Consider the following 15,080-nt stretch of genomic DNA (forward strand, 5'->3'; position numbering starts at 1 on the left):
CAACAAGCTTATATGAGCTATTTTAATTGTAAATTATTAGTCTAATTCAGACTAGAAAAAAAACATTACAATCTGATTACAAATAAGATACGTGGAAAACTTTTTGATTTTCAACGTGTATTTTATACAATTAAAAACATTCAATGACCAAATGGTTATTTTAAAGGCATATCTTGTAATTAGTTAAAAAAAAATAGTTATATTTGAATAGATAGAATTGTAGTCTGAATTAGACTAATCTGTATAATCTAGTATCTTTATGCTCAGACAATAGCAAAAAGTTTACCTCATGATTTTTAATTTTATCTTATTGAATCCTACTTCAATATCTTTCATCTACCTTGCATTCGTTGACGAGCAACAACAGCAAATCCTTATTAAAACTCCTTTAAAAATTAAGCCGTCTCAATGGGATCAAGAAAAACAAAGACCCAGTAATATTTATTTAAAAAGTCTCAAAAAGCTCAATACAAAGCTGGACGAACTAAAGATTTCAATAGCAATGTATCTTTCTGAATTAAAGTCCAATAAAAAAGAATTTTCCCTACGGGCAGTCAACCGTTTCGTCAAAAAATGCTGTATAGACCACGAACCCTCACTGCCAGCAGGAGGGCTCTTGCAAAGTGTCGACAATTTTATTAAAAGCCGAATACACCTGATTACCCCAACCACACACAAACGCTATCTGGTCTTCTTCCGTTTATTGAAACGATTTGAAGGATTTCAGCAGAAACATCTTATGTTAGAGCAAGTGAATAGCTTATTTGTACAACAATTTATTGCATATGGTGAAGCTGAAAACTATAGTATAAGCACCATCCACCGCACGATACATTTTGTGCGAACAGTGCTTAATTTTTTGGAGAAACGAGGCGTCAGAACATTTGTTTACGAATTGGAACTACCCAAAGTCAGAAAAATAAACCGTGCTATCAGCCTCAATGAAGACGAAATTAGCACAATAAAAAATGTGGACGTACCCGTCCATCTAAAGGCCGCTAAAGATTGGCTGATAATCAGCTGTTACACAGGACAACGTGTCTCTGATTTTATGAATTTCAATCTCGATATGATGGAAATTCTTGATGGCAAACCCTGCTTATCCTTTACCCAGCAGAAAACACAGAAAAACATCTTACTCCCACTTCACCCTACTGCATTAATCATTATGTCAAATAATGGGCATAGTTTCCCTCACAAAATGACCGCCCAAAAATATAATGAGCAAATCAAAGAGGTGACACGCCTTGCAGGCATTACAACACTCGTCAAGGTAAGGAAGCGCAAAGGATTCCGGGCGTCAGAACAACTCATCCCAAAATGTGATGCAATTACCAGCCACATCGGAAGAAGAAGCTTTGCCACAAACTTTTATGGTAAAATTCCGACAGCATTGCTGATGGATGCCACAGGACATAGTACCGAACAAATGTTTCAACGGTATATTAGCAATGTGGATACCGAACGCACCCGCTCCCTAGGAACTTACCTAGAAAACATGTATCAAGATCGAAGCAGGTTGCAACAAAGACATCCAAGCAGCTAATTGTAAAATTTGCTTTTCAGAGACGCATCAAGGGCATCTCGATGAACCATTAAGGCTGTGCTTTTATAGCGAAAATATTCTTTCGTGAGGTAAACAATCCCCCGGAAGGCATTGCCCCTGCCCCAAGAATTCTTAGCGACATAGTATGCTCTCCCATGTTGATCTTTTGCTAAGCCTATAATATGTAGTGCATGATCATCTGTTGTTTCCCACGCGTCAAATGCTCTTTGACGTATCATAGCGTCGACTTTGCGTTCAGGTTGAGGCCGCACAAATTGATACCTCTTTTCTTCCGCTGTCATCATTGACACTGATTTCTGGGGGACATAAGCGATGCCATAAGGCCAAGAAAAACCTGGCTCCGAGATGTCGATCGTACACGCTACCGTAAAACCTTTTTTTAAAGCCCCATCAACGACAGTGGATAGATCTTCCATAGGCATATTGTAAAATTGACTGAAAGACCAATTGTCGGGAATCAAAAACACAAAAGATTTGTAGTAAGGTGCGGTCATAACGGAAGCAATATGGATATATTGATCTGGATCAATCCCAATAACCTGATCAGCAAAACTACGCGCTGTAAACTCTTTACCCTGATAGTCAAAATGAACAGGCAACTTCCCCAGATGGTCGTCCATCACAGCATCAATTTCTCGCTCCCAACTGCTTTTCAATATCCTTGTCTTTACCATCCCAGATAGTGTGCTATTCAAAACAGCGCGCATGCGCTTAAAATCCCCCGGGCTTTTCCCCGCTTTAATACCAGTATAGGCAGCTGTCGGCATCGCCCCATGTAAACGCAACATATCCATCACATCATGAAGCTGCCCGCCCTCGTTTAATTTTAATCCACCATGCAGGCGAAGATAATTCCGCGCACGTTCCAGATAAGCCATCCGGACCGTAAATAGCGGCGAAATCGCCACAGGGTTTTTACCCATTCGGATCATTTCTGATTCAAGAAAGGAATTCCCAGTATAAGACCAACAGGTATTGGAGGCACCCTGGTTCTTTACTGCTGTACTTTTCAACCGGATCAAATCAGTAAAGACAAATTCTGACCGCAATAATGGTGAACTTTGCAGATAATAAAATCTATAAAAAAGTCCAATACCTACCAAAATAGTAGCTGCGATGGCTAATACGATCCGTTTTCTTAGTTTTTTTCTCATAATCTACCTCCACAGATAACAGCAGTAAAGCGGGGAAATAGCATGCTTATAACCCAAAAAAATAATAAGCCCAAAAGAATAACACAGACTGGACAAACGAAATACAAAAACAGCAGAGCGACATCCGTTTGCGGTCTAACCTGAATAAACAAAAATTTGATAATAAAGACCAGCGGCAAACGGTGGTAAGCAAATATGAAAAAACTCGCACTAACCAAAAAGTGATTTGGCCGCCAGCTACCCTTTTCAATAAAGTAGCCTGTCACTGCAACCGCAGATAGCAATCCCAATAATACATTGGCACAATACAGATAACTCCACCCACCTTTTCCAAAACCATAAAATGCTGCTATGATCAGCAGCACATAACATAAAACAGACCAGGGTAAAAATGACTGCATAACGAGCACAAAGTTCTTATTATGTAAACTAAAATAAGCCCCTGCCGAAAAGAAAAAAAAGGATACAGTACTCCATCCAGGCAGATAAAAATAGGGTTTGAAAAGCCAGACTACCCCAAGTATCAGTACGGCAAATACACCCACTTTCCTAATTAAAAAGTAAATGATCGGAGATAGCAGTAAAACCACCATAAGGTCACGGATAAACCAAAAAGGCGAATTGATAGGTAAATTTTTTGCTGCCTTCACATGCACATGTGACGTGTCCCACAAAGACCAAAGCCAATCGGTCAAATTATAATGGATTATAGGTTTATTGACACCCGACAAAAGGCCTCCAAAAAAAGTCTGTGCCAAAAAGAAAAAAAGTAGTACCGCCAAATTCCAAAAAATATATGGAATCAGCAAACTATGTACCCGCCTCCGTAACTTATTAAAATAAACCGAAAACGTGAAAGACGCTGTACCATAAAAAAAAAGAAAACCGGAGATAAAAAAGAAAAGAGGTACACACACCTCAAACACGAGCTTCGAAAAGAGAAGAAAAACCTGCGCAAAAACAGCAAATTGACGCAAATCAACCTGCTTCGAGCCTTGAATGATAATGTTTGAAAAATCTGTATGAATAAAGACAACCCCAACAATCAACGGAAAACGCAAAAAATCGATTGTTTTCGACAACAGCTGCTCTGAAGTCAAATAACCTAAAGTCGAAGGGGGAGAATGTTCTCTTTCCATAAATTGGATTCGGTTATTTTGATTATTACCGTTAAATTAAACATTTTCCGGCAACTTCCATCCTTTTTTTCATTAAAAGAAACCCGTTCCAAATGCAACTTCATTATCCCTCATCAGGAACTCGATTATCGCTCTCCTCCTCTTTTCCAGCAGCAATCATTTCTTTAACATCGGCCATATCCCCAGCTTCCAGATGCTCGATCGCCTCAGCTTGTTCCTCAGAATAGCGGTCGATAAAGAATGAACAGCCCATTGGAAAATGATCCGAGCCTACAGACGGATAAATAAACAGTTTATCGATAAATACCGTTGGACTGTGAAATAAAAGATCCAATGGCACTCTGAAAAACCAATAATTGGCATGGAAAGTAGATAGAATGCCCCTACCAATACGTGCGTCAATCAATTTGCTGGTTTTCTTAAATAACAGTGAAGTTTTAGCCCAGGCTACATTGTTAAAATCTCCGGTCACAACCACCGGCATTTTATAATCTCTTACCCGTTTCGCCACACTGAGCAGATCGCCATCACGCTCTTTGCTATTTTCTTCTTCTGTAGGACTTGGTGGCGGTGGATGAACAGCAAAAAAAACAAACCGATACCCATCAGGAGTTTCCAGTTCGGCCTCAATACTAGGAATATCATCAGCTACAAAATAATGTACCTGACTTTTATTGATTTTCAGATTAGTATAAAAATGCATGCCATAGGTATTGTCTAATGTTACCTTCTCATAATTAGGGTAATCCTTTTCCAACACACGCAGGGCTCTTTCCCATCCAGCATCACTTTCCATGGTCAAAAAAATATGTGGCCTCTCCTTCTGAATCAGCTCGATAAAGCGATTATACGCTGTATTGAATTGCAATACATTACAAGAGATCACCTTAATGCTATCCGATGCATCCTCGCCCTTTTGATACGTTTCCCTCCGCCAAAATTTGGTATAGCGTATCAATATATAGCTATGGTATACAACCAAAGTGATCTGTATACCCTGAAGCCACCAAATCCAAGGATCATCGCCTACCAAATAAAAGCCCAACGCAAGGGCGGGCACCTGAAAGACCAACAGCTGCAACTTCACAAACTCAGCTACCCGAAAGATCCAGTGTTGGCTTTGGATAAAGGGCAATACACTCAGTATAATCAATATACTCGAGACTACAATATAGAAAATCAGCATATCGCTAGCACTAACATTTTAAACAAACTTAAACAAATTATGCATATTTTTTCAAGAGACCATCATCTTCGACTGCTCCGCAGAAATTAGGAATCTTTGTGCAAACCCTCCTGATAATCCACCCGCGTTTTGGCTAACGTATGAGGGAAGTTCGTATGGATATACGCAATCATTTCTTCCCGGATGTAACAGCGTAGGTCAAAAGCCTGGCCCGAATTGCGGCAGCTCATCAGACACCGGATTTCCATGGTACGCTCTTTGAAGTCGGTCACCTGTAGTACATTGACCTGACCATCCCAAAGCGGGTGGCCGCTAAGTAGACTTGTGAGTTTCTCACGTAATAGCTGTACAGGTACCGTAAAATCTGTATAGATAAATACAGTCCCCAATATCTCAGAAGTAGTCCGCGTCCAATTCTGAAAAGGCTTTTCAATAAAATAAGTAATCGGCAATACCAAGCGGCGCTTGTCCCAGATATTAACAACCACATAAGTGAGGTTAATTTCCTCCACACGGCCCCACTCACCTTCAACAACCAGTACGTCATCCATGCGAATGGGCTGTGTAAAAGCAATCTGAAAGCCTGCCAGTAGATTCCCTAGAGATTTCTGTGCTGCAAACCCAATGATGATACCGCCCACTCCCACGCCCGTCAACAGACCAGCACCAATTTTTTGCATACTATCAAAACTTAGCAGAATAATCGCCAGAGAAATCACAATAATCAGCGTAACAACCACTTTTCGGATAAAGACAATCTGAGTTCTGATCTTTCTTTCGCGCAGGTTATTCTCTTTGTTGATATCAAAACGATGGTAAAGATAGTCTTCAAAAACCTTAATCCCCTGTATCAGTACTAGTGCAAAGAAACTCACCAGCAAAAGTTCGTTTGTTTTACTTACCACACGCAGCGTCCGGTCGTTAAATTGAGCAAAAGGCAACAAACTGTTAAATAAAATCAAAGGTATAAAAACACTCAGCACACGGTTAAATCGTCTAACAAAAGAACGGAACACACTGTAAGACTCCTGCTGAATGGCCTGTCGTCGCAAAAGCGGTATAAAAATCAGTTTAATCAAAAAACCTATTAAAAATGAAAATAGAATTAATGCAATATTCCAGAGCCAGGCAGGCCATTGCTGTGAAAGTTGAATTAATGTTTCGTTCATCATGCTGTACTATCTTTGTGTTTATATTTTATTCTTATGAAAGAATAACTGTTAAGAAGGGCTAACGTTTGCTTTAATTTGAGAAAGATCAATTCAGACTTCTCCTGTCGGTTTTGAACACCATCGTTATGTCTAAATTTGCTGCAGTTCGGAAACTCTTTTTGGTATGTTTTTTGAGTCTAAAAAGCCTATTGCAAGGCAACTAACAAAATATGTACATCAGCAAGACGATATACTACAGAAAACACATTTACCGTTTATTGATGATGGAAATAGGTTAGCACAAGAAACTTTCCAAGAAAATTAAACCAAACACTAATAAAAAAATGAGCAAGAAAAAAGACAATTCAAGATGGCTAAATGTGGCCATATCCTGGGGAGCAAGTATCGTCATCATTGGAGTACTGTTTAAGATCCTGCATATCGGTGGCGCCACAGCCGATTATGTGATCGGAATTGGTTTGGTCGTAGAGGCTTTCCTTTTCTTTTTAATGGGGTTCAATCCGCCACCACCCGAACCCGACTGGACCCGTGTCTATCCAGAATTGGACGAAAAATTTAATGGTGAACTGCCACAAAGAGCAACAACTGTTGTTGCCCAGCCGGCCGGCGCCTCAGCAACTGCTGCTTTAGATAAAATGTTTGCCGATGCCAATATAGAACCAGCAAGCATTGAAAACCTAGGCCGTGGCCTACGTGACTTTAGTGAAAAAGTATCTGCCATAAACAAGCTTTCTGATGTCTCATTAGCAACAGAAGAATTCACCAATAAGCTACGAACAGCAACTTCTAAGTTTGACAACCTAAGCATCGCCTTCGAAAAAGCGTCCGAAAACCTCGTCGCGATGTCAAATACTTCAGGCGATACGTCCAACTACCACCAGCAGGTAAAAAGTTTGACAACAAACCTAAGCCAGCTGAATGAGATGTACGAACGCGAATTGCGCGATTCGGCATCCCATTTACAATCGATGAACAAGTTTTATGAAAATCTAAGCTTTACCATGCAAAACTTCAATGAATCACTGGATGACTCCAAAGCATTTAAAGATGAAGTAGGCAAACTTGCGAAAAACCTCAATGCCTTGAATGCCATCTATGGAAATATGTTGAGCGCGATGAATCAGCCGCGTGTGTAATTAATTCTTGTATTACTTAAATCAAAAACAATGGCATTAGGAAGAGAAACTCCAAGACAAAGGATGATAGGCATCCTCTATCTGGTCCTGCTCGCCTTATTGGCGCTCAATGTACCGGATTCCATCTTGGATGCATTCAAAAATATAAACAACAGTCTCGAAACATCCAAATCGAATGTCAGCACAGCAGTACAGCAGCTGTTCAATGCATTTGAAAACACCAAACTGAAAGAAGAGCCCGCACGTGCGAAGCCCATCTATGACAAGGCAAAAAAAGTTCAGGCAATTATCGGCGAACTCAACCAGTATATCGCCTCCTTAAAAGAAGAATTTGTCAAACAGGGCGGTGGATACGACGAAGAAAAAGGCGATCTAGCCCAGCGTGAAAACCAAGACATCTCGCCAAATCTTATGATCAATAAGAAAAAAGGCACCGTGTTAAAAGACAAAATCAATGCTACTCGCGCAAAATTGCTCGCTCTGCTCACACCTGAAGAACAAAAGATGGTATCATTTTCCTTGGAGGCAAAAGATCCAGAAAAAGCCATCAATGGCAAAAAATCATGGGAGGAAATCAATTTCGGTAGCGGCACCCCTTTAACCGCTGCGATGACCATTTTAACGAAAATACAAACAGACGCGCAGAATGCAGAATCTGATGTAGTTAAACTTATCTTGGGCAAAATGGATCAGGCGGTGGTCAATCTAGATAAATTTGCAGCAGTTGCTGTTGCCCCAACATCCTACTTAGTACAGGGCCAGCCCTACAAAGCAGAAGTATTTCTGACAGCATCCGATTCCAAATCTCAACCCGCAATCTCGGTCAATGGATCAGCACTTCAAGTAGTTGATGGAAAAGGGGTATATGCAGTCAATACCAGCCGTGAAGGAATCTATACCTGGACCGGCGTGATCAAAGTCAAACAGACCGACGGATCATATAAAGAATATCGCACCCCTGTACAGACCTATCAAGTAGCACGTCCATCGGCCGTTGTATCACCCGACAAGATGAATGTACTCTATATTGGTGTAAATAATCCCATTTCGGTATCAGCCCCAGGAACGCCAGCCGATAAAATCCGTGTCAGCATGAGCGGAGGCAGCATTTCTAACGCTGGTGGCGGCAAATACAATGTGAAGGTAAGCTCTCCGGGCACAGCACATATTTCAGTCTCTGCTGAAGTAGCACCCGGAAAAACACAGACATTGAGTTCGACCGAATTTCGTGTAAAACGCATTCCAGACCCCATTGCCAAATTTGCTGGCAAAACAGGTGGTTCCATGGCTACCGTGGCCCTTAAAGCGCAAAATGCACTGTTCGCAAAATTGGATAACTTTGACTTCGATGCCACCTTCAGGGTAACCAAGTTTACGATGATCATTGCTAAGCCACGGGCCGATGCCATCGTATTATCGACATCCGGAGGACAGTTGAGTTCAAGCATGTCTTCTGCCTTAAGTGGAATTGTACCAGGTACACGTGTAATATTCGATAATATTGTTGCAGTGGGTCCTGACGGTACATCAAGACAACTGAATGCTGTCGCGTTAACGGCAAACTAAAGTTGCCAAATATACTTGCATTTAAATTTTTTTAGCTATTAAAAACTACAAAAACAGAGCTACCAAAAATGGGTAGCTCTGTTTTTATTTTAAAGAATGAACGCGAAAAACTATATCAAATAGTTGTTCCTGTGTATACCATAGTTCCTATGAATGATGCGGAAAAAACAAGCGAATAACCGTTCCCTTACCTAGCTTACTGGAAAGATTAACAGTACCGTCCAAACGTTCCATCAACTCCTTTACCAATGAAAGTCCTATTCCCGATCCCTGCGCTTCAACAGTGTTGCTCGCACGCTCATGCGCTTTAAATACAAGCTCCAAATCTTCTTCCGGAATACCGATCCCATTATCTTCCAAATAATAGACAGTCCCTTTGCTCGTATTTTCACTATAGATAGCAAGATAATCCTGCTCTGTCTGCTTGGCGTATTTTACAGCGTTAACAATCAAATTAAAAAAAATCTGATACACTACACCACAATCTGCTTCCAGCTTAAGGAGATTCCCCAACCTAAATGCCAGCTGGGAAGCCGGATAAATAAGCTTCGCTTCAGCAATCCATTCAACAAGTTTCTTATCCATCTCGATACATTCTTTAACAGGATTGACAGCACGTATTTTATTGATCTGCAGTGTTTGGTTAATGATAGACTGAATATTCTCTATCGCACCGCGCATATTTTCATACCACTTTTGCTGAACATGTTCCGGTAAACTGATATCCTTTTGACGCAACATATCATTTCCCATCTTCAAAATAGACAATGGATTTTTTAAATCATGGGAAAGCGTATTGGACAGGAGATCCAATTTTCTATTGAAAGAGATTTGCTCCTTCTGGCTTTCCGCTTTCTCATAGGCTAGCTTTCTTTCGGTAACATCCCACGACGAATGTAGAATAGCATAGGTATTTCCCTTCTTGTCCAGCAATGCTTTATACTCGAAATCAAAGTATCGTCTGATAATATTTTTCCCCGATACGATATCAGCAGGTGTATCCTTGGCCCGGTAGCTAATTCCGGTTTTCCATACATTTTTTAAAATAGATGAAAATCCTTCTTTTTCAAAACTGGGAAAGCAAGCGCTTAAAGTACGTCCTATAATCGAGCTGTCTGCATGCCAGGTATTCAGCATCGCCTGATTGGCAAAGGCAATATTTAAGTCCGCACTATCATAGATAGCCGTAGCTAGCGGAGACTGCTCCAGTACCGAAAGCAAAAGGTGCTCATCAAAAGGCATAAACAAAAATTTAATGTTCGTGTATCAATAAATATATGGGAATTCTAAACAAATTTACGCAACAGAAATAATGCCATTATTACACTCCTGTACACAAAGAAAAATTAAAAAACAGCTGCAAAAAATGCATATACCAGTATCCTAACAGGTTACCTGCACGCGCGATCTGAGACAAATCAACAAAAGATTGAATGGATTGATATTGCGCATTCCCCGAAATTAGCAGTATTAGATAAACCAATTTATAAACCAAATTCACGATTACTCTTAATTCTCGCTGTCCACAAACGCGAATCATAAGAAAATCAAACGCATACTTCACGTAGTTTGAAAATCGGCAGAATTTAACCGAATGAATGATGAAAAAGTATAAAAAGCATTTTATGCACCTCAGCTTAGCTGTGATTTTCGGCCTCCTTTTTAATTCCTGCAAGGAAAAAGAAGGCGCCAGTGAAGATCCAGACAAGGGCATCTCAGGCAAGGCCGTTTTTACCGATTTCGCCCCAAAAAAAGGAGCCGTCCGCACAAGGCTGTATATTGAAGGAAGTAATTTCGGCAGCGATGTCAACAAAATTAAAGTCTTTATTGGTGAGCAGGAACTCAAAGTTGTTGGGTCAAATGGCAGCCAGATTTATTGCATGATCCCGCGGTACACCAGCTCCGGAAAAGTAAAAGTGGTTATCACCCGAAGCGCAGGAGAAGCAGTTGAACACATTTTCCCAGATGAATTCCAGTATGCTAAAAGTACCGCTGTCGGCACCCTTGTCGGCAATGTGGATGAAAACGGGAATTCATCCATTATAGATGGTAATTTTGAAGAAGCTAGATTTGCCTATCCAGCCTATATCACCTACGAGCCCGAAAGCAATGCGCTCTTCGTAACCGAATTGGACAGAGCCGTCCGGCGCGTAGACCTACAAACGAAAACAGTCTCTACACTGATTACCAATGGACAGGCCGGCTTCACAAAAATGCAGACCACCACATTAAGTGCAAATACAGATACCCTATTCCTCACCGACGACAACCAAAATCTGACGGCCAGAACCAAGGTCGCCATTGCCTATTCCCTCCGCTCCGAAAACTACCGCCGCGTACATCCTTATCTCTATGATCCTGCCGCCTATTCCTGTGCCCCACACCCCATTCACAATAACATGTTCTACAATGGATATGCCGGTATCGCTATCAAAAAGGCAGTGTTTGATTCCTTTCTGAATGAACTCGCTCCCAAGGAACTCTTTAAAATAGGCGGAAATACCAATAACAGTTCCCTGATCTTTTTTCATCCAACAGGCAACTACGCATACATCGTTTCCTACGGCTGTATCTATAAAAGCGTGTACGACTGGACGACCCGAGAATTACAACCTCCTATTATCTTTGCCGGTAGTCCTACCGCCAAAGGCGATGTGGATGCCATTGGCACCTCCGCCCGTATCGAGCGTGCCTATCAAGGTGTATTTGTAAAGAATCCCGACTATACAGGACAGGCCGATGAATATGATTTTTACTTCTGCGACCAGTACAATCAAAGTATCCGCACGTTAGCCCCTACAGGTGTGGTCAGCACTTTCGCAGGCAAGGGTAGCCCCACCCCCGATGGTAGTAAAAGCGGCTATATTGATGGCGACCCGCGCAAGGAAGCCCGGTTTGCCGATCCCACAGGAATCGCCTACGATGAAGAACGTAAGATATTTTACATTGCCGAGCGCAATAATAAACGTATCCGCACCATATCGATCGAATAAAGAAATTTAAAAGCATACAAACAGATCCATTCCGTACGCTATAATCTAAAGATAGCGTCAGAAAGGCGTATTGACCAATAATAAACCGATGAAAAAAAGAATTCTACTGCTCCTACTGGCTCTGATCGCCGTTAAGCTCAACCATGCGCAAAACGGCTCGCGCATTCCGGTCACCATCACCGGAACTGTCAGCAACAAGGCGAAGGAACCGCTTAGCGGCGTTACGGTAACCATAAAAGACCAACCCGGACTCGGAACAGCAACCGACAACAAAGGAAACTATACCATCAAAGCATCCAAGTACCAATGGCTGGTCTTTGCCATGCTCGGTTACGAAAAACAGGAAATATTAATCAAAGATGACCTCAAAATAGATATTATGCTAAAAGAAGCAGACCATAGAGCCATGGACGAGGTCATCGTCACTGCGCTCGGGCCACAAAAGAAAGCCACAGTCACCGGTGCCGTCACTACTGTCGATCTCTCCCAGCTAAAGACACCAACCTCGAGTATTACCAACGCACTAGCAGGAAATGTGGCGGGCGTAATGGCGATGCAGTCTAGTGGTCAGCCCGGAAGTAACATGTCCGAATTTTGGATAAGAGGTATCTCCACATTTGGCGCCGGCACCTCAGCTTTAATCCTTGTCGACGGATTTGAGCGTAGCCTAAATGAAATCAGTATTGAAGATATCGAATCATTTTCGATCCTCAAAGACGCCTCCACAACCGCGATATATGGTTCTAGGGGAGCCAACGGTGTCGTTTTGATCACCACAAAAAAAGGAAAAACAGATCGCGTGAGCATCAACGGCAAACACGAGGCCTCCTACAATACACGAACATTTACACCGAGTTATGTCGATGGGCATACCTATGCAAGCCTCATGAATGAATCACGCATCACACGCAACGAAGAACCATTTTACAACAACGAGGAACTCTTCCTCATAAAAAACAGGCTCGATCCTGATCTATACCCCGACATCAATTGGATGGATATGTTTTTAAAGGACGGTGCCTTTACACAACGTAGCTCGCTCAATTTCGACGGTGGCGGCTCACTGGCAAGATACTTTGTTTCCGGAAGTTACATCAACGAAGGCGGAATGTACGAAACTGACGAGAACCTCAAAAATTATAATACCAACGCCAACTATAGGAGATGGAATTACCGCGCCAATATCGATATGAACCTCACCAAATCCACTTTGCTACGCGTGGGTATCAGCGGGTCGTTGGGCAAACAGAACCTCCCCGGTGGCACCTATGATGAAATCTGGGCCTCGCTCATGGGGCAGAATCCCATTTCTATTCCTATTAAATACAGCGATGGACGTGTTGCATCCAGAGGTGGAGCAGAAAAGCAGAACCCCTGGGTATTGATCACACAGCAGGGATATATCGAAAATTGGGCAAACAAACTGCAGACCAACGTTACACTAGAGCAAAACCTAGATGTGCTGACCAAGGGGTTACGTTTTGTAGGACGCTTTGGTTACGACATCAACAACAACAATAATATCCGCAGGATGAAATGGCCAGAAGGTTGGATGGCCGAACGGCTGCGCAACTCCGACGGCGAGCTTGTACTCAAAAGAACAATCACCGAGCAGCTCCTCACACAGCGCTCCAATGCCACCGGCGACCGCTTTGAAACCATGCAAGGTGAATTGCACTATAACAAACAACTCAAAGATCATACCCTCGGCGGAGTCGTACAGTATACACAAGAAAAACGCGTCAACACCTCCAATTATGGCGAAGACATCATGCAGGGCATAGAACGCCGAAATCAGCGGCTCGCAGGTCGGTTTACGTATGGCTATCAGTCGCGTTACTTCTTCGACTTCAATTTCGGTTACAACGGATCAGAGAATTTTGCCAAAGGCCATCAGTTTGACCTCTTTCCAGCCGTCTCCGGAGCATGGAATATAGCAGAAGAAAAATTCATCAAAGAGCGGCTTAGCTGGATGAATATGCTCAAGATCAGGTACTCTTTTGGTAAGGTCGGCAATGACGCCATGCCCGTACGCTTCCCGTATCTAGCTTCTTTTAGCACCGATGAGAATCTCGGCTACAATTGGGGCGATATCGAAAGCAAAAATCTATACCCCGGACTCACCTATTCCCGCATAGCCTCCAATTCCATTACCTGGGAAATTGCCACCAAGCACGACCTCGGACTTGATTTTTCTTTTTTCAATGACAAATTCGGTGGACAGCTCGACTACTTTCATGAACAACGTGATGGAATATACATGGAACGTAAATATATCCCTTTTGTGGTCGGCCTACAAGGACAAGATCCCAGGGCCAACGTCGGTTCTACACGATCAGAAGGCTTTGATGGCCAGATGCGGTTTACCCAAAAGATCAATCAGCTCAGTCTAACGGCGCGCGGCACCATGACCTACAGTAAAAACACCATCCTCGAAGCTGACGACCAGTTCAGCAACTACCCATACACCACCCTTTCCGGCTTTCGGGTCAATCAGAACAAAGGGCTCATCGCCTTAGGACTTTTTAAAGACTATGAAGATATCCGAAACAGTGCTACCCAAAACTTTGGCCGTACCGCCCCCGGAGATATCAAATACAAAGATATTAATGGCGATGGTAAAATCGACGACACCGATATCGTACCCATCGGCGCAACGCGTTACCCTAACCTCGTCTATGGCTTTGGCTTATCAGCAAACTACAAATCATTTGATGCCAGCGTACATTTCCAGGGTGCTGGAAAATCCTCCTTCTTTATCAATGGGTATACCGTATACCCATTCAGCCAGGGCGACTGGGGAAATATTCTGACCGATGTGGTCGAATCCAACCGCTGGATACTTGGCGTCAACGAAGATGTAAATGCCCAATACCCCAGACTCAGTTACGGCGGTAGCGCCAATAATTACCGCGCTTCAACCTATTGGCTCCGCGAGAGTTCGTACCTACGGCTCAAAACCCTCGATATAGGATATGCCATACCCAACGGATTCACAAAAAGAATAGGCGTCAAATCGGCACGGCTCTATGCCATGGGCACCAACTTGCTGACCTTCTCCAAATTTAAATTGTGGGACCCCGAGATGAACAGTTCCAATGGCCAAGCCTATCCACTGGCCAAAACAATCACCCTCGGACTTACCATCAACCTCTAACGATAGAAAC

General features: G+C 42.5%; 10 protein-coding genes. 5 read left to right on the top strand and 5 right to left on the bottom strand.

Going from position 1 to position 15,080, the window contains the following annotated elements; translation table 11 throughout:
• Nucleotides 1–289: 289 nt before the first annotated feature.
• Entirely contained in the window at nucleotides 290–1,546 is a 1,257-nt protein-coding gene (locus B3E00_RS12515) for a tyrosine-type recombinase/integrase (RefSeq protein WP_293879748.1), read from the top strand.
• Here B3E00_RS12515 and B3E00_RS12520 read toward each other — a convergent pair.
• The 4 genes from B3E00_RS12520 to B3E00_RS12535 form a co-directional block, all read right to left on the bottom strand.
• Nucleotides 1,543–2,721 (bottom strand): aminopeptidase, encoded by a 1,179-nt coding sequence (locus tag B3E00_RS12520; protein ID WP_209579371.1) that lies wholly within the window; start codon nucleotides 2,719–2,721, stop codon nucleotides 1,543–1,545. The genes B3E00_RS12515 and B3E00_RS12520 overlap by 4 nt on opposite strands.
• Entirely contained in the window at nucleotides 2,718–3,860 is a 1,143-nt protein-coding gene (locus B3E00_RS12525) for an acyltransferase family protein (protein WP_293938629.1), read from the bottom strand. Before B3E00_RS12525 ends, B3E00_RS12520 begins: the two co-directional genes overlap by 4 nt.
• Before the next feature lie 103 nt (nucleotides 3,861–3,963).
• Entirely contained in the window at nucleotides 3,964–5,046 is a 1,083-nt protein-coding gene (locus B3E00_RS12530; protein ID WP_293879753.1) for an endonuclease/exonuclease/phosphatase family protein, read from the bottom strand.
• Nucleotides 5,047–5,132: 86 nt separating this feature from the next.
• Complete coding sequence (locus B3E00_RS12535; RefSeq protein ID WP_293938630.1) at nucleotides 5,133–6,218, bottom strand: mechanosensitive ion channel family protein; 1,086 nt, start codon at nucleotides 6,216–6,218, stop codon at nucleotides 5,133–5,135.
• Nucleotides 6,219–6,541: 323 nt separating this feature from the next.
• On the opposite strand from B3E00_RS12535, the gene gldL reads away from it, so the two are divergent.
• The gene (gldL, locus tag B3E00_RS12540) at nucleotides 6,542–7,354 is read left to right on the top strand and encodes a gliding motility protein GldL (protein ID WP_293887210.1); all 813 of its coding nucleotides are present in this window, start codon (nucleotides 6,542–6,544) and stop codon (nucleotides 7,352–7,354) included.
• A gap of 30 nt (nucleotides 7,355–7,384) precedes the next feature.
• Entirely contained in the window at nucleotides 7,385–8,920 is a 1,536-nt protein-coding gene (gene gldM / locus B3E00_RS12545; protein ID WP_293887209.1) for a gliding motility protein GldM, read from the top strand.
• Between the two features lie 147 nt (nucleotides 8,921–9,067).
• Here the strand turns inward: gldM and B3E00_RS12550 are convergent, their stop codons facing one another.
• Complete coding sequence (locus B3E00_RS12550) at nucleotides 9,068–10,162, bottom strand: PAS domain-containing sensor histidine kinase (protein WP_293938632.1); 1,095 nt, start codon at nucleotides 10,160–10,162, stop codon at nucleotides 9,068–9,070.
• Between the two features lie 356 nt (nucleotides 10,163–10,518).
• Between B3E00_RS12550 and B3E00_RS12555 the strand changes: the two genes are divergently transcribed.
• Entirely contained in the window at nucleotides 10,519–11,913 is a 1,395-nt protein-coding gene (locus B3E00_RS12555; RefSeq protein ID WP_293938634.1) for an IPT/TIG domain-containing protein, read from the top strand.
• An 88-nt stretch (nucleotides 11,914–12,001) separates the two neighbouring features.
• Complete coding sequence (locus B3E00_RS12560; protein WP_293938635.1) at nucleotides 12,002–15,070, top strand: SusC/RagA family TonB-linked outer membrane protein; 3,069 nt, start codon at nucleotides 12,002–12,004, stop codon at nucleotides 15,068–15,070.
• Nucleotides 15,071–15,080: the final 10 nt, after the last annotated feature.

This window comes from Sphingobacterium sp. UBA5996 (assembly GCF_002429765.1).
Classification (GTDB): domain Bacteria; phylum Bacteroidota; class Bacteroidia; order Sphingobacteriales; family Sphingobacteriaceae; genus Sphingobacterium.

Excerpts from the sequence above, each read along its gene's own strand:
- gldL (WP_293887210.1), top strand. The coding sequence starts at position 6,542 with ATGAGCAAGAAAAAAGACAATTCAAGATGGCTAAATGTGGCCATATCC.
- B3E00_RS12515 (WP_293879748.1), top strand. The coding sequence starts at position 290 with ATGATTTTTAATTTTATCTTATTGAATCCTACTTCAATATCTTTCATC.
- B3E00_RS12560 (WP_293938635.1), top strand. The coding sequence starts at position 12,002 with ATGAAAAAAAGAATTCTACTGCTCCTACTGGCTCTGATCGCCGTTAAG.
- B3E00_RS12535 (WP_293938630.1), bottom strand. The coding sequence starts at position 6,218 with ATGATGAACGAAACATTAATTCAACTTTCACAGCAATGGCCTGCCTGG.
- gldM (WP_293887209.1), top strand. The coding sequence starts at position 7,385 with ATGGCATTAGGAAGAGAAACTCCAAGACAAAGGATGATAGGCATCCTC.
- B3E00_RS12530 (WP_293879753.1), bottom strand. The coding sequence starts at position 5,046 with ATGCTGATTTTCTATATTGTAGTCTCGAGTATATTGATTATACTGAGT.
- B3E00_RS12555 (WP_293938634.1), top strand. The coding sequence starts at position 10,519 with ATGATGAAAAAGTATAAAAAGCATTTTATGCACCTCAGCTTAGCTGTG.
- B3E00_RS12525 (WP_293938629.1), bottom strand. The coding sequence starts at position 3,860 with ATGGAAAGAGAACATTCTCCCCCTTCGACTTTAGGTTATTTGACTTCA.
- B3E00_RS12550 (WP_293938632.1), bottom strand. The coding sequence starts at position 10,162 with ATGCCTTTTGATGAGCACCTTTTGCTTTCGGTACTGGAGCAGTCTCCG.
- B3E00_RS12520 (WP_209579371.1), bottom strand. The coding sequence starts at position 2,721 with ATGAGAAAAAAACTAAGAAAACGGATCGTATTAGCCATCGCAGCTACT.